Raw genomic sequence first — 20,709 nt, forward strand, 5'->3', positions numbered from 1 at the left:
CCGCCAAGCGTACCTCGAAGCGTGCGAAGTGCACGCCCGAGGTGCCCCTTCGAGGCAAGCGGCCTACTTCTTCCCGAAGGCCGCGGCGAACGGGTTGTGGCCGAATTTCCCCGCATCCGGCGCCTTTTGTGCGCCCTTCTGAGGGGCTCGGTTCGGCTCCGGGCGCCCCTGGGGAGGCCTCTGCCCCTGCCCCCCCTGAGCCTTCGGTGCCACGCCCGACTTGGCCGTGAGGGCGATGCGCTTTCTCGCAAGATCGACCTCGAGCACCTTCACCTTGAGCTTGTCGCCCACCTTCGCCACCTCGTGAGGATCCTTCACGAAGCGGTCGGCGAGCTGCGACACGTGCACGAGCCCGTCCTGGTGCACGCCCACGTCCACGAAGGCGCCGAACGCCGTCACGTTCGTGACCACGCCCTCGAGCTCCATGCCCACCTTGAGATCCTCGAGGGTGCGCACATCGTCCCGGAATTTCGGCGGGGAGAACGCGTCGCGCGGGTCGCGGCCGGGCTTCGCGAGCTCCTTCTTGATGTCCTCCAGCGTCGGGAGGCCCACGTCGTTCGAGGCGTATTTTTCCCAAGGGACCTTGGCCACGAGCTCGGCGTTGCCCACGAGATCCGTGAGCTTTACACCTTGATCGTTCGCGATCTTCTCGACCAAGGCATACCGCTCCGGGTGCACGGCGCTCGCGTCGAGCGGGTGAGCCCCGCCTCGCACCCGCACGAACCCCGCGCACTGCTCGAACGCCTTCGGCCCGATCCCCGCGACCTTCAAGAGCTCCGCGCGCGAGCCGAACGCGCCCTTCTCTTCGCGGTATTTCACGATCTTTTTGGCCGTCGTCGGACCGAGGCCGGCCACGTGCTCGAGCAGCGGCGCGCTCGCCGTGTTGAGCTCCACGCCCACCGCGTTCACGCACGACTCGATCACCTCGGCGAGCTTTCGCTTCAAGAGCGGCTGGAACACGTCGTGCTGGTACTGCCCCACCCCGATCGCCTTCGGATCGATCTTCACGAGCTCGGCCAAGGGATCTTGCAGCCGCCGCGCGATCGACACCGCGCCGCGCACCGTGAGGTCCAAGTCCGGGAACTCCTCGCGCGCCACGTCGCTTGCAGAATACACAGATGCACCCGCCTCGCTCACGGGCACGACCATGACGTCCTTCTTCGCGCCCCCGAGCTCCTCGGCGAGCACCTTCCGAACGAAGTCCTCCGTCTCGCGGCCGTGCGTGCCGTTGCCCACGGCGACGGCGTACGGCCCGTACTTGGCCACGAGCCCCGCGATCGTCTTCTTCGCGTGCTCGAGCGCTTTGTCTCCCGCGACGAGGTTCACGAGCGTGTGCTCGAGCAGCTTGCCCGTGTCGTCCACCACGACGCACTTGCAGCCCGTGCGCTGCCCCGGGTCGATGCCGAGCACCACACGCCGGCCGAGCGGCGCCGAGAGCAGGAGCTTCTTCAGGTTCTCGGCGAACACGTCGACCGCGTCGCGATCGGCCAGCATTTTGTGGTCGATCCGCGCGTCGCTCTCGATGCTCGGGCACAAGAGGCGCGCGACCGAGTCGTCGACCGCGGCCTTGAGCTCGGCGCCGAACGGCGAGCTCGGCTTCACCCCGACCTGACCGTAGAGCCGCTCCGCCGTGCGCGCCTTGTCGACCTCCAGATCGACGCGCAAGACCCCCTCGGCCTCGCCCCGCCGAATCGCGAGGTACCTGTGTGAAGGCAGCCCCTCGAGCTTCTCGCGGAAGGTGTAATACATCTCGAATTTCGTGGGCACCTTCGTCTTCTCGGGGACGGGCGCGCACGCGACCACGGCCTCTTTGCGGTAGATCTCGCGCACCGTCTGCCTCACCTCGGCGCGCTCGGCGATCGCCTCGGCCACGATGTCCCGCGCGCCTTGGAGCGCGGCCTTCACGTCGGCGACGCCCTTCTCGGTGCTCACGTACGCCTCCGCGAGCCCCTTCGGATCGCCCGCGGCCTGCGCCAGGATCAGGTCCGCGAGCGGCTGGAGCCCCTTCTCTCGCGCCATCGTCGCGCGGGTGCGGCGCTTCGGTTTGTAGGGCAGGTAAATGTCCTCGAGCTCGGACTTCACCCACACGCCGCGGATCTTCTTCTCGAGCTCCGGCGTCAGCTTGCCCTGCGACGCGATCTCCGCGAGCACGGCCTTACGCCGCTCGAGGAGCTCCGTGTAGTACACACGCTTCTCGTCGATGTCGCGGATCTGCACCTCGTCGAGGCCGCCCGTCTGCTCCTTGCGGTACCTCGCCACGAACGGCACCGTCGCCCCACCGGCCAAGAGCTCGGCGGTGGCGCGCACCGACACCAAAGAGATGCCGAGGTCCTCGGCGATACGCGGGCAGGGATCGTCGGCCGGAGAGAGCTGCGCGTCGGTCATGCGCCGAGGCTTAGCACGGCACTATACACATGAACAGCCACACAGCTCTAAACACTGGATACCACTAATCATTTTCTCAAGTAGGGTGCCCCCCCTCGCAGGTGCTCGGCCTAACGTCCTGCGCGCCTGCGGTCCCCCCCAAATCGCGAGCTCCGCTCGCTCAGGGGGGGACCCACGTCACCCGCGGCTCAGACCCCGCGGCTCACGCGCGGGGCTCTTCCAGTGCGGCGATGAGCTTCTCGAGCGCGGGGCCCGCGAACCCCGCGGTCTTCCGTGGGGCGAACGCGCCGAGCACGAGCGCGCCGATGACGAACGCGAGGACCGCGCCTGCCGATTCGTGAGAGAGCCGCTCCGAGGAGCGACGACGAATCGCCTCGATCTCGGTGTCGACGAGGCGCCGAACCTGAGCGAAAAGAGTGGGGTTGCGCACGGCCTCCGCCAGGACACCGACCCAGCAGCGGGCGGCGATCGTATCGGCGGTCGCATCGAGGCGCACGGCGGCGTCGGCGTACGCGCCGAGAGGCCCCTTCGTAGGCTCGAGCGCGTGAGTGCGCTGCCGAAACCGCGCCGTGAGCTCATGGAGCAGGCACACGAGCAGCTCCTCCTTGCCCGTGAAGTAGTGATGCACGAGCCCTGGCGCCACGTTCGCCTCGGCGGCCACGGCCGCGATGGTCGTCCCTGCGAACCCGTGGGAGGCGAGCACGCGCGCGAAAGCTTCCACGATTTCGGCGCGCCGCTGCTCGCGCAAGCTTGGTCGTCCCATAGATTGGTAGGGTAACCAATTTATTCGCGTCAGCGTACCTGCATGACGTTCACGAGGTTCGACGACGGTGACTCCGGAGCGGTGCGCGGCGGCACGACACACGAACGGCCTCGGCGACCGCCGCACGGCCACGAGGCGACGTCCGCGCCAAGGGTGAGCGACCGCGCCAAACGCTTCATGGCCTTCGTCGCCCGTCCCGACGACCGCACGGAGCTCGCCGAGGACGTGCCTTCGGGGCGACCGTCCAACGCGGGAGCGCGCCATGCCTGAGCACGTGCCACGCGCGGTCGCTTGGTCCCTCACGTACCTCCTCGCGTACACGAGCGGCGGCGCCATCGTCCCGTTTCTCTTCGCGACGAGGAGCGTGCGGATCCACGCCACGGCGACGCGTGTTCGGCTCCGGGGAGCGGACCCCGCACCGATGGCCGCGCTCGGCTTCGTCGTGTGGACCCTTCCGGCGATCCTCTCGGTGTGGGGCGCGAACCTCGCCCTCCTCGGGATCGTCGCGTCGCTCGTCGCGTGGCTCGGGTGCCGCGTTCGCGTCGACGTGACCCCGGCCCGGACGCGGGTGATTCGCACCGTGCTCTTCTTCGTCCCGTGGAGCTGGCGCAGCTACCGGAAGCCACCGTCCGCGTTCACCGACGGGTGGGGTGACTTCTCCGATCCTCTGGCCCTCTACCTCGAGCTCGGCGACGGGGCCACGATCGAGCTCGGTTGGCAGGGTACGGGCTCTCCGTCGTGCGACCATCTCGCGAGGGAGCTCAACGAGGGAATCGCGGCGCTCGGTCCACCGCGCGGAGCCTCACCCAAGCCCCACACAACATCATAAAATCATTCGCCTATTTCGGCACTAACAGTTCCAGGGGTGCCCCCCCTCGCAGGTGCTCGGCCAAGCAGCCCGTTGATTTTCGGACCGAGGCCGTTCGACGTCCGCGCCCGACCCGCCGAGGCGCGATCCGAGGAGCGCCCGGAGCCTACTTTTGTAGGCGAGGACGCACCGCAGGATCGCAACGAAGGCGGTCGGGATGCGGCGGTGAGCGGCCGACGGGAGAAAATCAACGGGCTGCTAGTGTCCTGCGCGCCTGCGGTCCCCCCCAAATCGCGAGCTCCGCTCGCTCAGGGGGGGACCCACGTCACCCGCGGCTCACACCCCCAGCGACAACAGCTTCGCGACGCGCCTGCCGTAGAGGCCCGGGTCGTCCGGGACGCCGCCCTCGGCGAGCTTCGCCTGGTCGTAGAGCACCTCGATGTACTCTGCAATGACCTCGTCGTCCGCGTTCGATTGCGCGCGCTGCCCGAGCTTCTCGACGAGCGGGTGCGTGCCGTTCAGCTCGAAGATGCGCGGGCTCGGGGGCACGGGGCGGCCCGCGGCGCGCAGCATGGCTTCGATCGCGAGCGGAGTGCCTCCCGGGCCGAGCGCGAGGCACGAGGGAGAGTCGGTGAGGCGGTCGGAGAGCTTGACCTCCTTCACGCGGCCCTCGAGCACCTTCGTCGCGCGCTCGACGAGGGCCTTGAGCTTGTCCGAGCGCTCCTCGCGCGCCTTCTTCTCGTCGTCGCTCTCGCCGAGGTGGATGTCGGCCTTCTGCGCCGACGTGAGCGGCTTGTCCTTCCATTTCTGGATGCCCGCGACGCAGAACTCGTCGACCGCGTCCGTGAGGAGGAGCACCTCGTAGCCCTTCTTCGTGAGGGCCTCGAGGTACGGCGAGCCGAGGAGCGACGCGCGGCTCGTGCCGTGGAGGAAGTAGATGTCGCTCTGGCCCTCGGGCATGCGCGCCACGTACTCGTCGAGCGAGATCATCTTCGCCTCGTCCTCGCCGCCCGTCTTCGTGCTCTCGAAGCGGAGGAGCGAGACGAGCTTCTCGTCGGTCTCGCCCATGGCCGCGCCCTCCTTGAGCACCGCGCCGAACGTGCGCGAAAACTCGAGGAAGGCCTCGGCGTCGCTCTTCGAGAGGTCCTCGATCATGTCGAGCGCGCGCTTCGTCACCTGCTTCTTGATGGCGCGCAGCGTGCTCGAGTCCTGGAGGATCTCGCGCGACACGTTGAGCGGCAGATCGTCCGAGTCGACGAGGCCGCGCACGAACCTTAGGTGCGGCGGCAAGAGGTCCTGGCAATCGTCCATGATGAGGACGCGCTTCACGAAGAGCCTGAGCCCCTTCGCCTTGTTCGGATCGAAGAGGTCGTTCGGCGCGCGCCGCGGCAAATAGAGGAGCCCCGCGAACTCGAGGGTGCCCTCGATCTTGAAGTGCGAGCGCGCGAGGGGCTTCTCGAAGTCGTGGGCGATGTGCGCGTAGAGCTCGTCGTACTGCTCGTCGGTGATCTCGCTCTTCGGGCGCTGCCAGAGGGCCGTCGCGCGGTTCGCGACCTTCGCCTCTTCGTTCCCGTCCTTGTCCTTCGTGACGACCGAGACCGGGTGCGGCACGTAGTCCGAGTAGCGCTCGACGAGGGTGCGCAGGCGCCACGGCTCGAGGAACTCTTCGTGCTCGGGCTTCAGGTGGAGCACGATCGTCGTGCCGTGCGTCGCGCGGCCCTCTTCGACGGGCACCACGGTGAACTCGCTCTTCGCGTCGCTCGACCACTTGTAGGCCTTGTCTTGGCCGGCCGCTCGCGAGATCACGTCGACGCGCGACGCCACGAGGAACGAGCTGTAGAAGCCCACTCCGAACTGCCCGATGAGGGAGAGGTCCTTCGCCTCGCCGGCGGCCTTGAGCTTCTCGAAGAGCTCGCGCGTGCCCGAGTGGGCCACCGTGCCGAGCAGCTTCACGAGCTCCTCTTCGCTCATGCCGATGCCGGTGTCCTCGATCGCCAGCGTCTTCTTCTCGGCGTCGGGGCGGAGGGTGATGGAGAGCGGCACGTCGCCCATGAGGCCGGGCTCGGTCACGGCGCGGAAGCGGAGCTTGTCGAGGGCGTCGGCCGCGTTCGAGACGAGCTCGCGGAGGAAGATCTCTTTGTTCGAGTAGAGGGAGTGGACCACCAGCTCGAGGAGCCGGGTCACGTCGGCTTGAAACGCGTGGGTCGTCATGGCGCCCGCAATGTCATGCACACACGCGCCGCCCGCAAGCCCCCGCGGCGCTGTGCCATCGGGTGTGCCACGCACGGCCACCTGCCCTGTCTCCACGGTGCCCAAGCATGGATATCATTGCATTTTATGCCTGGCACGGATCCAGCATTACGTGACTGTGCCTCCTCCCAAGGGCCTCGGGTTCCTCCACCCCCGAGGCTCGGCTCTCCTCGTCACGTCCCTTCCTTCGCTTCACTCCCTTTTCTTGTTTTCTTGGCTTGATGCACGCGCCGCCCTTTCCACCAGAAGGGCGGCGTTCGTGTTTTCGAAAGGGGGCGCGCGCTACTTGCCCGTGCCCATCCAATCGTCGACCGAGGGCACGACGAACGCGAAGAACCGATCGGGCGATTTGTGGTGGTGGAGCATGTGGCGGCGCTTCACCTCCGCGAACCACGCCGTCGTGGGGCGGTAGGCCGAGTGGGTGAGAAAGTGGATCCACTCGTAGAGGAGCGCCGCTGCGCCGAGCGCGACGATCCCCGTGCACGCGGCCCCGCGGGTCGGCGCGAGCACGAGCCAGAGGGCGAGGTGAATCGGCACGAGCACCGCGACGGTGCTCGTGGGCAGGAGCGTGGAGGCCGCGCACGTCGGGTGCGCGTGGTGGTAGCCGTGCGTGCGCGCGGCGCCGAGCGCGATCGATCGACCGAAGAGCCGGACCGGCTTCGCGTGGAGCAGCACCTTGTGGAGCCACCACTCCTGGATGGGCCAATACACGGCGACGCCCGCGATCACGACGAGGTCCCAAACGGAAGGCTGACCCACGAACGGGCGCAACGCGACCGCGACGAGGAGCTGCGCCCCGAGCAGCCTAGGGCTCCCGAACGAGAAGAAGGCGCGGGCGACCTCGCGGAGCGACCGCATGTGCGAGAGGGTCATGGCGTTCCTTTTCGGCGTGGGCGTGGCTCGGGCGAGCGCGGCTCGTCCTCGTTGCGCACGAGGCGCTGCGCGGCGTCGACGACGTCCGTGATGCGACCGAGCGCTGTCTCACCTCGCGACGCGATCGCGCGGGCCACGCGGGCGGCCGTGTCGGCGTCGTGCGCGGCGATGGCGGACACGAGGGCTTCGTAGTCGGCAGTGGCGCGGAGCTCTTCGGCGAGGACGTGCCGCAGGTGCTCTTTGACCTGCCCGTAGGTGGCCACGAGCGAGTTCATGGCGAGCTCGAGCGCCACGTTCCCCGTCCCCTTGACGACGGCCGCCCAGAAGTCGAGCGCGAGCTCCGAGAGGATCTGCGTGTCGCCGTCGGCGGCGCGCATCTTCGCGACCACCTCGCGCATGGCGCGCACGTCGGCACGCGAGGCACGCTTCGCCGAGAGCCGGCCCACCACGGGAGACAGCTCGGTGCGCAGCTCGAGCACCCCTCGCACGACCCGTGTGTCGACGTTTCCCTCACCGTCGATCATGAGCGACGCGAGCAGCTCGAGCCCCGCGGTGCGCGTGAAGTCGAGGACGCGGGTCTGGCCCCCGTGCTGGATGGCCACGAGCCCCGCCTGCTGGAGGCGCTTCAGGCCTTCGCGCACGGCGTTGCGGTTCACCCCGAGGTGCTCGGCCAGCGCTCGCTCGGCCGGGAGCGCCTCCCCCGGGGCGACCTCGCCGCGCACGATGCGCCCGCGGATCTGCTCGAAGACCTCTTCCGGCAAGAGCCGTCGCGCCACCCGAGTCCACATGCCTCGAACGCTAGGATCAGGAGGTCACCTGGTCAACTGGTATTACCAGACGCACCCCGAAGGGGCGTGGGCGATCGTGACCGTCGCCGCTTGCTTGCCGCATGCCGTCATGGGTACCGTGGAACGCGCATGAGAGGGCCGAAACGCGCGCGAATCGCCGTCCTCGTCGCGGGCCTCGCCGGGCTCGTGGCCGCGCCTTCCCATGCCCTCGCCGGGCCCGCCGCCGAGGCGCAGCGGGCATGCCTCGAGGCCGCCGAGAAGGGCCAGCAGCTCCGCAACGCCGGCAAGCTCATCTCGGCCCGCGAGCGCTTCCTCGTGTGCCAGGCCCCCACGTGCCCCGCCATCGTCCGCGAGGACTGCACCAAGTGGATCGGCGAGGTGGCCGATGCCCTGCCCACGGTCGTCGTCTCCGTGCACGACGAGCGGGGGCTCGACGTCTTCGACGCCGACGTCACGGTCGACGGCGTGAAGATCGCCGGCGACACGCTCGGCCACGCCATGCCGGTCGACCCGGGCCGCCACACCTTCAAGGCCACGCGCGGCGAGGTCACCTTCGAGCAGCTCGTGCTCGTGACCCAAGGCACCAAGGGCCGCGCGATCGATCTGCGGCTCGAGCCACCGAAGCCGGCGGAGCCACCGAAAGACCCGCCGAAGGAGCCCGTGGTGCTCCCGCCGCCGAGGCTCGTCCCCATCACCCCCCGCGAGAAGACGCCGCTCTTCGGGACACAACGCTACGTCGCGGTCGGCCTCGCAGGCGCAGGAGCGGCGTCGCTGCTCGTCGGGGCGTTGGTCGGCGCGAGCTTCAACGCGAGCATCGCCGATCTGCGCGCGGGCTGCGGGGCGACGAGCTCGTGCACGCAGGATCAGGTCGACGAGCACACCGGAAAACGCACGACCGCGTACGTGCTCACCGGAGTGGGAGGCGCGCTGCTCGTCACGTCGGCCGTGCTCTTCGTCACGGGCAAGCCTCGCGCACGGGACGCGGCGACGCTCTCGTTCTCGCCCGTCGCGGGTGGCGCGCACCTCGGCCTCTCGGGCACGTTCTGAGCGGCGCGATGGGCGACGAGGCCAAAGCCCTTCCGCGCACCCCGAGCCGAACGGTCGGCCGGTACTCGCTCCATACGCCCATCGCGCGCGGCGGCATGGCGACGATCTACGTGGGCACGCTCATGGGGCCCGTCGGTTTCAGCCGCACGGTCGCGATCAAGCGCCTCCACGAGGGGTTCGCGCAAGACCCGGACTTCGTCGCCATGCTGCTCGACGAGGCGCGCCTCGCAGGGCGCATCTTGCACCCGAACGTCGTCTCGATCGTGGACGTGGTCGCCGAGCAGGGCGAGGTGTTCCTCGTCATGGACTACGTCGCGGGGGAAGCGGTCGGCACGATCGCCCGCTCGATCGCCGAGAAAAACAGCCTTATTCCGCTCCGCATCCTCTCCGCGATCCTGACGGGCGCGCTGTCCGGCCTCCACGCCGCGCACGAGGCGAAGAGCGATCGCGGAGAGCCGCTCCTCATCGTTCACCGCGACATGTCCCCGCAGAACATCTTGCTCGGGGCCGACGGTGTCCCTCGCGTGATCGACTTCGGCGTCGCCAAGGCCGCGGCGCGCATCCAGGTCACTCAAGACGGCCAGGTGAAGGGCAAGCTCCGCTACATGTCGCCCGAGCAGGTCATGGGCGGCGAGGTGACGCGCGCGACGGACATCTACGCCGTGGGTGTGATGCTGTGGGAGCTCGCGACCGGGCTCAAGCTCCGCGAAGGCGAGAGCACCGCGCAGATCGCGCTCTCCATCATCTCCGACGAGATCCCCGACCCGATGGAGGCCCTCCGCTCTCGAGGGATCGCCTTCGACGAACAACACGCGAAGTACCTGCCCGAGATCGGTCGAGTGGTGCGCCGCGCCACCTGCATGGCCCCCGAGAACCGCTACGAGAGCGCCAAGGAGATGGCGCGGGATCTGGCCGAATCGGTGCCCGTGGCGACGACGGCCGAGATCGCTGACTGGCTCGAGTCCGTCGCGGGTCCGTCGCTCGCCGAACGGGCGGCCCTGGTCGCCGAGGTCGAGAGGGAGGTGGCCGACGCCTCGGGAGAAGCGCGACCGTCGCAGGTCATGCGCGCGCTCGCCGCGTCGCGCCCCGATCCCATCGAGATCGCCTTAGGCACCCCGAGCGGCATCGCGCGTTTCACCCCGACCGTCCCCCCACCGCAGGTGTCGACCGTCCCCGCTCCGGAGGTACCGAAAGACACATCGGGTGGTCCGAACGCGAGCCACAAAACGGCCATCCTGGTCGCGATCTTCTTGTGCCTCGGGGCCTTCTTCCTGTGGCTCTCTCGCGGTGAGCCCCACGGGCCCACGGTCGACGCCGCGGTGCCCCTCCCGCCTCTCACGGGGGTCATCTCCCCGATCGCGTCGAGCTCGGCCACGCTCTCGGCCGACGCGAGCACCTCGGCGACCGGCACGAGCGCCCCGAGCGCCGCGCCGCCCCCCACATCGAAGGGCCCTCCCCCGCCGCCAACCCCTTGCCAACCGTTCACGTACGACGAGCAAGGCGTGAAACGCTACAACCCGAAGTGCCTTCAATAAGCGCACCCTCCCCTACACTTCGTGTTTGACGTCGCCCCCGCTGGCCGCATCATGGTAGCGAGTCTTTCGTGGGGAACCTTCGCTTGTCCTGGAAACGGCTGCTGGTCGCGACGTTGGTCGTGGCTCCACCCGCTTCCATGCTCGCGTGTTACTCGGTCGATGGCCTCGTAGGGCCGGGCGTCGCGCCGGCAGACGCAGCACCGGAGGCGGACACCTCGTCGCCTCCGCCCGACGCGCCCCTCCCCCCCGCGGACGCCGACGCCGGACACGACGCCCACGACGCCGAGGACTCGGCCATCACGCCGTTCGATGCCTCGTGCGGCACGCCCGCCTTCGCGGACGACTTCGACGATCCCGCGGTCGATCTCAACCTCTGGTCTCCCGATTTTTCGTCCGGGAACGGGGTGAGGATCGAGCCCGGGCGCGGGGGCACGGGTGGAGCCGCGGAGCTCTCCGTCGATCCAGGCGCCATCGGGTACGCGCAGCTCGGGTACTCCATGGAGCTCGCCGATCGAACGGTGGTGCGCTTCTTCTTCCGGGTCACCGAGGCGACGGCGGCCGTGAACGTGTTCGAGGCGCTGAACGGCCCGAATTTCCGCATCGTCGTCGAGGCCCCCACAGGAGACGCCAGCGCCCCCGAGCGCACGATCACCGCCATCGTGCCGGGCAACACGGCGCAGCGGTGGGTGAACATCCGCGTCAACGAGTGGCACGAGATGCAGGTCGTCCTCGACAAGCGCAAGACCGACGGAGGCTTCATGCTCGTCGCGCAGGTGACGCTCGACGACATGTTCGTCCGGAGCTTCCCCGCGCGCTTCTTGGCGCCCGAGATCTCGTCGTTTTTCCTCACGGCGCGGAGGGTCACCGCGCGCCCCACGCGGGCCGCCGTCGAGTTCGACGACGCGCGCTTCTGGGCGTGCACGCCTCAAGACGAATAGGGCGAGAGCGCCCTACTTCGAGCGAGAGAACAGGCGACGGACAGCGAGCCACAGCCTGTGGAACCGCTCGCCGACTCGGTCGAGGCGCATCTTGAGCAGGTTACGCTTCACGTTGCCCCGGGCGACGAGGTTCGTCGGGCGCGCGGCGGCGTGCATGCCGTACGTGGAGTAGAGCCCGATGAGATCGGCCACGAGATCGCTGATGCCACGCGTCTCGAGGTCGTGCGGCTGGCAGTAGCTGTCGGGTTTGTTGCGAATCATGCACTTTGCAATGATCAGCATCACGTTGCCGTCGATGAGGTCGCCGTTGCCGTCGAGGTAGTGTTTGTAGGAGAAAAAGCGGTCCGCCGGGGCCACCTCGCCGCCGTCTTGGCGGGGGGTGCGGAGAGACTGGATGACGCCGTACTCGTGCTGGAGGTAGGCCTCGATCGTGTTGGTCTCTTCGGCCTTCTCGTACTCGACGAACTTGTGGAACGCGTCGTAGAGGGTCTTCGGGTTCGCGTACGCGCCCGAGATCAAATAGTAGAGCATGGCGCCGAGCGAGTAGATGTCGGCCGGCCGCCCTACCGCCTTCTGGATGCGCGCGCGGACGTTCGACTCGGTCACGTCCTTGTAGGGCCGACCGAGCACGAGGCGCTTGCGCGACCGGTCCGCGTACAGGATGGGATACTGGTCGCCCCGGTTGAAGAGCGAGAACGAGTCGTTCTTGGCGATCTGGATGTAGAAGTCCTCGAAGAACTCGACCTCGGGGGACCCTTGCTGCACGTTCACGAGCAGCTCGATGATGTTCGTCTCTTGCTCGGGGCTCTGGAAAAATAGGGTCCCCGGGACGGCGGTGCGCATCTGCGTCATGCCGAAGCTCACCTCTTCGTCGTTCAACTTGGCGACGTTGAAGTCGGCGAGGCGCACCTGGAGCGCCGAGCCTCGCAGGTTCGGATCGGGCAGCGCGATGAGCACGTTCGCCGGCTTGAGATCCCGGTGGCAGATGTTCCTCACGAGGTGCGCGTACTCGATGGCCGACGCGATCGGGATCACGTAGTCGAGCACGCGGAACACACGCTCGGCCATGTTGGCGCCGAGCAGGTCGTCCTTCTGGCCACGCGAGCGCGACCCCTTGAGCCGCTCCTCGAGGGACATCTCGAGGCGCTCCAGGATCATGAACTCGGGGTCGACCTTGTCGCGGATCGAGGGCGGTACGAACGAGTCGTCGCCCTCGCCCGAGGCGAGCAGCTCCACCACGTTCGGGTGCCCCTGCACCCTCTCGAGGAGCTCCTTCTCCATCTGGAAACGCATGTGATCTTCGTCACTTACGCCCTTCTGGAGGATTTTGATGACGACCTCGCGGCGAAAGTCGGTCTTCGACTCGAGCCAGCGCTCTTCGCCGAGGTAGGCCTTGGCGAAGCGGCCCGAGCCGAGCTCGATCGGCATGCCTCGCGCGTCGAGCACGAACGAATACGCGCGCGAGCGGACCACGTGGAAGGGGCTCTGCGAGCGCTGGCCTTGAGGAAGAGACGGACCTTGCGCCTGGACGGGAGGGAACGCTTGCGGTGGAGCCGGGGTGAAGCCCTGCGGCATCGGCGCGACCTGCTGCGGGGGCGGGGTGAACCCGGTAGCCGGAGCGGCCTGGCCGAACGACGGCGCCGGCGGTGCGAACCCCATGAGAGTCGCGGGGTGCGCTTGGGGCGGCGGCGCGGCGGGGGCGGGGTGCTGCGCCGCACCGTTGACGTCGTGAGGTGTCGTCGCGGGAGCGGGTGGCACCTCGGGCATGGCCGACCCGGTGAGCACGGAGACGCCCACGGGCGGCGCTTTGGCGGGTGGAGGGCGCGACGGCACCGCAGGCACGGGGGGAGCCGTCACGACGGGGAGCGTCCCCATCGGGGCTCGCATGGGAGAGACGGGAGGCTGCGAGGGCGGCGCGGCCGAGCCGATCATGGCGCTCCTCGGCGGAGTGACCGCCGGGGGAAGCGACGGGCTGCGCGGCGACGAGGGGCCCGCCGAAGCCCCGACCTCACGCCCGTCGTGAGGCGTGAAGGCCGTGGGGGTCGAGGTCGACACGTTGTACGCGGGCGGCGAGATACGAGGAGCGGGGCGCTCGGCCGTGGACGGCTCGTCGGTCAGGTCGACGATGGCCGTAGCCTTCGCGTCCCCGTCGGAGTCGGGGTCGAGGTCGAACGTGAGGAGGTTCAGGTCGTCTCGGTCTTCTGTCACGGCCGTTCCAGGAGCAGGTTATTTTCGAGCCACCACGACGACTTCGCGCGTGTCGGCGACGAAGAGGGCCACGGCCTGCGACGCCCGCGACGAGGGTACCAGAACGGGCTGACCGTCTACGAGAAACACGGTGCCTTCGGCGGTTCGCTGGCCGAACGAGAGGCTCGCCGTGAGGTGCACCGACTGATCGGCCGCCACGAGCTGGAACGCGCTGTCCTCTTCGACGAGGAGCGCAGCCGACGGGCGAGCTCCTTCGCGGCGCACGAAGCCCGACAAGCTCTTGACGTTCACCCGCCCGTTCGTGGGCTGGAACGTGAGCCTCACGCGGCTCTCGCCCTTCGGTCCGACGAACGCGAGATCGGCGCGCTCCGAGGTCTCGACGAAGCGGACACGCGCCTCGATGGGCGCGAGCGCCGGGGACGACGAGACGGGGCTCGACGAAGGGCCTGTCGCGCGACGAGAAGAGACAGGCGCGGGGACGTGCATGAGCGCCGCCCGCGCCGCGTTCGCGAACGAAGGCGCGTCGGGGAAACGCTCCGCGGGGTTCGTACGAAGGCACCGGAGGAGCAGCGGCTCGACCGCGGGACCGAGCCCCGCGCGACGCACGAGCCCGGAGACCCACCCGTCGTCGGCGAGGCGCGGGCCGAACGTGTCACGGATGCGCGGGACGTCGAACAGGGGGGCACCGACCAGCATGAAATGCAGCACGAGACCGAGGGCGTACACGTCGGTCGAGGGGCCCTCGCCGGCGTTGGCGAGCTGCTCGGGCGCGGCCCACCGAGGTGAGCACAGCGTGAGGTTCGCCATGGTGTCCCCTCCGCTGCCGAGCGGCGCCGCCGAGCGCGCGATGCCGAAGTCCGCGAGCTTGGGGACGAACGTACCCGACACCTCCGCGAAGAGGATGTTCGACGGCTTGATGTCCCTGTGGAGGATGCCGTGCGAGTGCGCCTCCGCGAGCGCGCCCGCGATCTTCTCGACCACGTCGATCGCCACGGCGGGGCCCACCGGGCCGCCCTCGCGGACGCGTGTGTCGAGGTTTCCACCCGACAAAAACTCGGACACGTGAAACGGGGAGCGCTCCTCGAGGGGGAGCGCCGGATCCCCGTAGAAGCCGAAATCGTAGATGCGCAGCGTGTGCGGGTGCTGCAGCTTCGAGAGCGCGAGCGCCTCTTTCAAGAAATGCGTGTAGGTCGACCGGTACACGGCCGTGTTGCCCGTCGAGCCCGAGCCCTCGGCCATCGTCGTCCGAAGGACCTTCACGCAGACCACACGCTCGAGTCGCTCGTCCCATGCGCGATAGATCGACGCCATGCCGCCGCCATCGAAGCGATCGTGCACGACGTAGCGATCGAGGAGCCGCGTTCCCTGCGGAATCTCCGTTTCGGGACGAGGTAGGCCCATTCCTTACGGCAGCCTACTCTGGATACGCTTCGTTGCCAGCGCCCACGGCATGGACGCCCGAAGATCCATGTAGGCTACAAATTTATGCCCGAGCTGCTCTCGGCGAGGCGCTCACGATCCGTGGCGACGCTTGGGCTTCTTGTCGGCCTTGCCGCGCCGCTCGAGCGCCGACTCGTAGGCTCGCCGCACCTCGCGGAACGCGGCGTCCGAACCGCCTCGATCGGGGTGCGTCTCGAGAGCCTTCGTGCGGTACGCGCGCTTGATCTCGTCGGCCGTGGCCGCGGGCGTGATCCCGAGGATGTCCCACACCGAACGCGGGGTCGTGGGCTCGTCGGGCTTCGTGACCACGGCCTCGGTGCGAGACGTCGCGGGAAACGGCGCCTCGCCGCGCAGCGTGCGGGCGTACGCGCGGGCCCACGTGCCCTCGATCTCGACGAGGCGCGCGCCCGCGAGCGCCGAGGCCTCGGACAAGGCCTCTTCGCGCGTCCTCGCGCCTCCGCTCGAAGCATCGGGCTTTCGGAATGGAACGCGCGTGGGCGGCCCGGTCCACCAAGCCGCCCACAGGAACCTGCGCCGCTTCGTCGCCGTGATCGACACCACGGGGACGAAGAGATCGCTCATGGTTCGCGCCGAAGAGGCGAGCGCCGAGCGCCCCGCGCCTACTTCTTCTTGCCCTGGGTGGCCTTCATGAGAAGGTCGCCGAAGGTGCCGAGGGAGGTGGGCGCCTTGACCTTGGCGCGGGCCTCTTCGTACTGCGCGCGCTCTTCCGCGTCTTTCGCGGCGCGGAACGAGAGGCGCACCTTGCCTTCGCCCGTCTCGAGCACCTTGGCGGTGACCTTGGTGCCCTCGGGGAAGGCCTTACGGAGATCGGTGCCGCGCGGGACGCCCGTCTCGGCGTTCGGGACGAGACCACGACCACCGCGACCGGTCACGCCGTCGATCTGGACGAAGAGGCCGAAGGTCTCGTGCTTCTCGACGACGCCCGTGACGAGCGCGTTCACGCGGACCACGTTGCCCGCCGCCTTCACCTCGACACGGCTGCCGGCCTCGGCCCCCTCGGGCGCGACGCCGAGCCCGATCTTCTTCGTGCCGCGGTCGAGCTTCTTGACCACGACGCGCAGGGTCGTGCCCTCGGCGAGCTCTTGGCCCTTCGCCGTCTCGCTGACGTGAAGGAGCCCTTCGACCGCGGGCGCGATGCGCACGAACGCGCCGAACGGCTGCGTGCGAACGACGGTGCCGTCGAGCACGGAGCCCTCGGAGAGCGCGAGGCCCTCCCAAGGGTCGGCCATGAGCGCCTTCAGAGAGAGCGTGATCTTGAGCTGAGGGCCCGAACGACGGCCTTTGCCTTCGGCCGGGGGCGCGTCCTTCACCTCGCGGACGAGCACCTCGACGGTCTCGCCGGGGCGGAGCGCATCGGCGACCGCGACGGACCGGTCGTGCCCGATCTCGGAGCGCGGGATCATGCCCTCGATGCCGCCGAGGTCCACGAAGGCGCCGAAATCACGCACGGAGGTGACCGTTCCGCGGAGCGTGGCGCCCGGGACGATCTTCTCCTGCACCTTCCCGAAGGCCTCCTGCGCTTCACGCTCGAGCAGCGCGCGCCGCGAGAGGACGACGCTCTTGCCGCCGTCTTTGATCTCGTTCACGAGGAACGAGAGCGTCTGGCCGATGAAGGTATTTGCATCTTGCACGAACTTCGCGTCGAGCTGGCCCATCGGGCAGAACGCGCGCACGCCCCCGACCTCGACCTCGGCGCCACCCTTGTTGATGGCCGTGACCTTGCCCTCGACGGGGACCCCGGCGGCCTTCGCGCGCTCGAGCCCATCGACCCCGCTCGTGCGACCGAACGACCGGCCGAGGCGGAACATGCCCTGGGCGTCGTTCGCTTCGAGCACGTGGGCCGTGATGCGGTCCCCGGCCTTGACGGTGATCTCGCCGGACTCGTCCCGGAGCTCGTCGGCCTCGAGGAAGCCTTGCCGCTTGCCGTCGAGCTCGACGAACACGGCGTCTTTGCCCACTTGAACGACGAGGACATCGAGCTTTTGCCCGACCTTCACGCCGCGGCTGCGCTTGGGGGTGGCCTGCTGCTCGAAGAGGGCTGCGAACGACTCGCCGGGAGATTCGGAGGACGACATGGTAGGCGTCTCCTACCACGCTCCTCGCGGGGCGAAAGAGGCACGGAGAGGCTTTTTTTCTCCCCGCCGCCGAGGGACCGCGGGCTACGCGCCGCGACGGCGCCGAGCCATGCGGCGCGACCCGACGAGGAAGGCGGCCACGGCGCCCGCCGCAAAAACACCCGAGAGGGAGAGCGAAGCGCCCGAGGTGTTGCAGCCTCCGCCGTCGTCGCCGCCGTCGAGCGTACCGCCGCTGCCGTTTCCGTTGCCGTTTCCGCTGCCGTTCCCATTCCCGTTTCCGCTCGGGAGCGGAGTGACCGCGCCGTCCGGGAAGGTGACCACGGCGCCGCCGTCCGGGAGAGGTGTCACGGTGCCGCCGTCCGGGATGGGCGGGAGGCCGCTGTCGGTGCCGGGGTTCGTGCCGCTGTCGGGGCGACCTGCGTCGGTGCCGCCGCCACCCCCCGTCACGGTGATGTTCATCGTCTGGCGGGCGTAACCGTCGCCCCCGGTTCCGTTTCCGTTCGCCGCGAGGCCCGCGTAGTAGAGCGTGAACGAGCCCGCCGAAGCTCCAGTGATGGTGAACTGATAGGTCTTCGTGCTGGTGTTGATCGGCGTAAGCTCTTGGTTCGAGGCAAACGGCTTCTCGAGACCCGAGACCGCGGTGATCGTGCCCGAGCCGTTCGGGATCGCGACCATGCCTTGGCCGAGGGGAAGACCGGTCGTCACCGTAAGCGTGTAGGATGCAGCCACCCCGGCCTGAATGGTCGACGGCCCCGTCAGGTTCAGCGTGGGCGCCCCGCCGCCGCTGTGGCAGTTGTTGCACCCGCTCGACACGCCCATCGAATTCGGGAGCCCCGTGTAGCCCGGAAGGGCCGGGCGGTTCGCCTGCGCGTCGTGGACGAGACCGACCGAAGCCAGGAGGAGCGCGAACGTGAAGGCGGAGCGTTTCATTCTGAAATTCGTGATAGCAGACGCAAAAGCTTCGCCAACTGGAAGACTTTTGCCCGGTCAAGGCGCGATCCACGCGCATGTTCATGATGCCCCGGCGCCCCGCGGGCGAGCTGCTACTCTTGGGATTCGTGACCGAAGCCGGTGAACAGTGTTTGGAGCGGGCCTGCCGAGAGATGGGCCTCGCGCCCGAGTACCTCGACTGTGTGAAGCCGCTCCTGCGCCTCCCCGAGAGCGCCTACCCTCGCTGTTGTGGGGGCGGGTGCGAGCCGTGCGCCGAGGCGCTCATTCGGGTCGCGCGGCGCACGCTCGAGCTCATGGACGAGAGCGCGAAGGCCGCGCCCTGAACGCGGTCGAGGTCACTGTCGAAGCGCCTTGGCGAGCGCGCGCCCCCAGGGCAAATCCGGGGCGTGCGCGTGGCCTTCGACACATGCGCCCGCGAGCTTGATCGCGTGGTCGTCGCCGCTCGCGATCGCGGCGCGGACGAGGTCGACGTCGAGCTGCTCGGGCACGTAGGCGACCGGGCGCACGTCGGGCACGTAGGCGATCCGGAGCGCCGTGAGCGCCGTGGCCATCGCCGACAGCAGGTGGGGAGTGGCGGGACCAGCGAACGGGACGAGCGCCGCGACGGCATCGACGGCGGTCACCCCATGGAGGAGCACGAAGTCGGCGCTCGGGTCGTGCGAGGTGCCCAGATAGAGGCTCAACGCGGCGCGACGCAGGTCGCCCTCGGCCACGCGCGGATCCCCTGATATTTCCAGGGTTTCACAGGCGGCGCGGAGGAGGTCCCCGCCCCCAAGGCGCGCCTCGAGGTCGGGTGTGATGAGCCCCTTGCGCGGCGAGACGGCGCCAGGTGACGCCATGACCCGCGCGAGCGCCTCCGAGAAGGTGCGAGGAGCCCCGCCCGAGGACGGACGCACGTAGGCCACGGGCGACGCAGAGGCGCGGACCTCGGCGTACGCGAGGGCCCGCGCGAGCTCCTCTCGGCGCTCCGGGGTGTCGGCGCGGCCGATCGCGCGCGCGGCGTGAGAGACGCGAATGAGCCCGTGGAACGCCGCTCCGAGCAGGCCCGAAGCGAGGTCGGGCATGGCATCGGCGAGCGCTCCGAAGGGTCCGAGTCGATCGACCCGAGAACGAGCGCGCTCGAGGGCGACGGGGTACGCGTCGAGCTCCGGATCCGTGCGCGGCGCAAGGGGCCGAAGGCGCCGCGTCCAAACACCAAGGTAGCCTTCGGCTGCGTCGAGGCGGCCCACCCGGTCGAGCACCTCGAGCACCATCGGCACGTGCGAAGAGAGGCTCGGCCCGTATTCGGGGCCGAACGGAGCGAGGCGGGAGAGTGCAGCGTCGAGCGAGAGCATGTCCCGAACATGAGCCGTCGCGCGCGAACGTCTCGTCGTTTGCTCACGCGTTGGAGCCTGTCCAACACGAGAGAGCGCCCTACCTCGCGAACGTCGGACCGCGCCTGACGCGAAACGGCCCACGTGGCACGACGTCGAGGCGAAGCTCGGTCTCCCCTTGCGTGAGCCGCACGACGCCGCGGCCTGCGAGCCGAAACGCCGCCGCGCGAACGGGATCCATCACGCTCCTGAATTTCTGCCCCGAGAGCGCTCGCGCCGCCTCGGAAGGGCAGATGGACGCCTGTTCCCCTCGCGACGCGAGCAGCGCCACGATCGCCTGCTCGAAGCGCTCCCCGGCGCTCGAGGTCTTCCCTCGGCGGCACCCCTCGGAGCAATGGCGCACATCGCCCCACACTCGCTCCCAGCGTTTTCTCCACGCGAAAGGGCGACCGCACGTAGCGCAGATTTTCTCGACGGTTTCGGGCACCTCGCCGTTGGATGCCGCACGAGCGCTCGGCTGGCACCGCCGCGGCCATGTGCCACGATGAGTTTTTCGTCGGGCGACCCACACCTTTCGGCGGGTCGCACGTCGAACGCTCCCCATGACCTACCGCAGCGCCGAAGACGCCCTCGTGGAACGCACAGCAGCCCTCGAGGCGGAGCTTCGGGCTCTCGAGCAGAAGCGCGCCTCGGCCACGGCGATCGACGGCGCCATCGCGCGCGTCGTAGGCGAGCTCCAGAAGACACGCGCGCTGCTCGACCGGGTCGAGAAGAAGCGCGGCCTCCCCATGCTCGATCAGGTCCGCGTCGCATCGCCGTGCGACGCGAGCTGGGCCGAGATGACCGGCGACGACAAAGCACGCTTCTGCGGCAAGTGCGAAAAACACGTCTTCAACCTCTCGGCCATGACACGCGAAGAGGCCGAGCTCGTCATGCTCGAGCGCGAAGGCTCGATCTGCGTGCGGCTCTATCGCCGAAAGGACGGCACCGTCATCACGGCCGACTGCCCCGTCGGGGTGCGGCGAAAGCGCCTGCGGCTCGTCGGAGTCCTCGCGATCGGCGGAGGGGTCGTCGCGGCGGGAGCGGGGTTCGCGGCGGCCATGTTCACGCGCACGCAGGGAGAGGTCGGCCCACCGCGCTCGGGATGCGACAAGACCCAGCCCGCCGCGAGCTCGGCCCCCTTCGTCCCACCCCACGACGCGGTGCCCACCATGGGCGAAGCACCGATGATCGACGACGACCCCGGTCAGGTCGAAATGGGCCAAAAGGCAGCCACTCCCAAGCCCGTACCCGCTCCGAAGAAGAAATAGAGCG

Annotated in this window: 18 protein-coding genes; 6 read left to right on the top strand and 12 right to left on the bottom strand. The window is 69.1% G+C overall.

Translation table 11 applies throughout. The features are described 5' to 3' along the window. Positions 1–63 precede the first annotated feature (63 nt). On the bottom strand, positions 64–2,385 hold the full coding sequence (locus tag IPK71_01695; GenBank protein ID MBK8212436.1) for an RNA-binding transcriptional accessory protein: 2,322 nt from the start codon (positions 2,383–2,385) through the stop codon (positions 64–66). Positions 2,386–2,587: 202 nt separating this feature from the next. Further along, entirely contained in the window at positions 2,588–3,148 is a 561-nt protein-coding gene (locus tag IPK71_01700) for a TetR family transcriptional regulator (GenBank protein MBK8212437.1), read from the bottom strand. A gap of 262 nt (positions 3,149–3,410) precedes the next feature. Between IPK71_01700 and IPK71_01705 the strand changes: the two genes are divergently transcribed. Beyond that, complete coding sequence (locus IPK71_01705) at positions 3,411–3,977, top strand: hypothetical protein (protein MBK8212438.1); 567 nt, start codon at positions 3,411–3,413, stop codon at positions 3,975–3,977. Between the two features lie 315 nt (positions 3,978–4,292). On the opposite strand, the gene htpG is transcribed toward IPK71_01705, so the two are convergent. The 3 genes from htpG to IPK71_01720 form a co-directional block, all read right to left on the bottom strand. Beyond that, on the bottom strand, positions 4,293–6,167 hold the full coding sequence (gene htpG / locus IPK71_01710) for a molecular chaperone HtpG (GenBank protein MBK8212439.1): 1,875 nt from the start codon (positions 6,165–6,167) through the stop codon (positions 4,293–4,295). A gap of 321 nt (positions 6,168–6,488) precedes the next feature. Further along, positions 6,489–7,079: a sterol desaturase family protein gene (locus IPK71_01715; GenBank protein MBK8212440.1), complete on the bottom strand. Its 591-nt coding sequence runs from the start codon at positions 7,077–7,079 to the stop codon at positions 6,489–6,491. Further along, positions 7,076–7,867, bottom strand: coding sequence for a FadR family transcriptional regulator (locus tag IPK71_01720; GenBank protein ID MBK8212441.1), 792 nt, complete (start codon positions 7,865–7,867; stop codon positions 7,076–7,078). Before IPK71_01720 ends, IPK71_01715 begins: the two co-directional genes overlap by 4 nt. Positions 7,868–7,996: 129 nt before the next feature. Here IPK71_01720 and IPK71_01725 point away from each other — a divergent pair, with 129 nt between their 5' ends. The 3 genes from IPK71_01725 (at position 7,997) to IPK71_01735 (ending at position 11,387) form a co-directional block, all read left to right on the top strand. Continuing rightward, positions 7,997–8,914: a hypothetical protein gene (locus IPK71_01725; GenBank protein ID MBK8212442.1), complete on the top strand. Its 918-nt coding sequence runs from the start codon at positions 7,997–7,999 to the stop codon at positions 8,912–8,914. An 8-nt stretch (positions 8,915–8,922) separates the two neighbouring features. Then, complete coding sequence (locus tag IPK71_01730) at positions 8,923–10,449, top strand: serine/threonine protein kinase (protein ID MBK8212443.1); 1,527 nt, start codon at positions 8,923–8,925, stop codon at positions 10,447–10,449. A gap of 68 nt (positions 10,450–10,517) precedes the next feature. After that, a complete protein-coding gene (locus IPK71_01735) occupies positions 10,518–11,387 on the top strand; it encodes a hypothetical protein (protein ID MBK8212444.1) in 870 nt (289 codons plus the stop codon). Positions 11,388–11,399: 12 nt separating this feature from the next. Here IPK71_01735 and IPK71_01740 read toward each other — a convergent pair whose 3' ends face one another. The 5 genes from IPK71_01740 to IPK71_01760 all read right to left on the bottom strand — a co-directional run bounded on the left by IPK71_01740 (position 11,400) and on the right by IPK71_01760 (position 18,061). Continuing rightward, complete coding sequence (locus tag IPK71_01740; GenBank protein MBK8212445.1) at positions 11,400–13,595, bottom strand: protein kinase; 2,196 nt, start codon at positions 13,593–13,595, stop codon at positions 11,400–11,402. An 18-nt stretch (positions 13,596–13,613) separates the two neighbouring features. Further along, positions 13,614–14,996, bottom strand: a complete 1,383-nt coding sequence (locus IPK71_01745) for a serine/threonine protein kinase (GenBank protein ID MBK8212446.1) — start codon at positions 14,994–14,996, stop codon at positions 13,614–13,616. Between the two features lie 111 nt (positions 14,997–15,107). Further along, entirely contained in the window at positions 15,108–15,617 is a 510-nt protein-coding gene (locus IPK71_01750; protein ID MBK8212447.1) for a J domain-containing protein, read from the bottom strand. A 38-nt stretch (positions 15,618–15,655) separates the two neighbouring features. Beyond that, positions 15,656–17,131: a S1 RNA-binding domain-containing protein gene (locus tag IPK71_01755; protein MBK8212448.1), complete on the bottom strand. Its 1,476-nt coding sequence runs from the start codon at positions 17,129–17,131 to the stop codon at positions 15,656–15,658. An 84-nt stretch (positions 17,132–17,215) separates the two neighbouring features. Beyond that, complete coding sequence (locus IPK71_01760) at positions 17,216–18,061, bottom strand: hypothetical protein (protein MBK8212449.1); 846 nt, start codon at positions 18,059–18,061, stop codon at positions 17,216–17,218. A 110-nt stretch (positions 18,062–18,171) separates the two neighbouring features. Between IPK71_01760 and IPK71_01765 the strand changes: the two genes are divergently transcribed. Continuing rightward, positions 18,172–18,405 carry a hypothetical protein gene (locus tag IPK71_01765; protein MBK8212450.1) on the top strand — a complete coding sequence of 78 codons (234 nt, stop codon included), beginning with the start codon at positions 18,172–18,174 and terminating at the stop codon, positions 18,403–18,405. 12 nt (positions 18,406–18,417) lie between these two features. On the opposite strand, the gene IPK71_01770 is transcribed toward IPK71_01765, so the two are convergent. Together IPK71_01770 and IPK71_01775 are read right to left on the bottom strand one after the other, a co-directional pair. Next, on the bottom strand, positions 18,418–19,416 hold the full coding sequence (locus IPK71_01770) for a DUF4243 domain-containing protein (protein MBK8212451.1): 999 nt from the start codon (positions 19,414–19,416) through the stop codon (positions 18,418–18,420). A gap of 79 nt (positions 19,417–19,495) precedes the next feature. Further along, positions 19,496–19,999: a DUF2256 and DUF3253 domain-containing protein gene (locus IPK71_01775; GenBank protein ID MBK8212452.1), complete on the bottom strand. Its 504-nt coding sequence runs from the start codon at positions 19,997–19,999 to the stop codon at positions 19,496–19,498. On the opposite strand from IPK71_01775, the gene IPK71_01780 reads away from it, so the two are divergent. Then, complete coding sequence (locus IPK71_01780; protein MBK8212453.1) at positions 19,998–20,705, top strand: hypothetical protein; 708 nt, start codon at positions 19,998–20,000, stop codon at positions 20,703–20,705. The two genes, IPK71_01775 and IPK71_01780, sit on opposite strands and share 2 nt — an antisense overlap. Positions 20,706–20,709 lie beyond the last annotated feature (4 nt).

The sequence above is a fragment of the Myxococcales bacterium genome (assembly GCA_016712525.1).
In the GTDB taxonomy this organism is placed as follows: domain Bacteria; phylum Myxococcota_A; class Polyangia; order Polyangiales; family Polyangiaceae; genus JAAFHV01.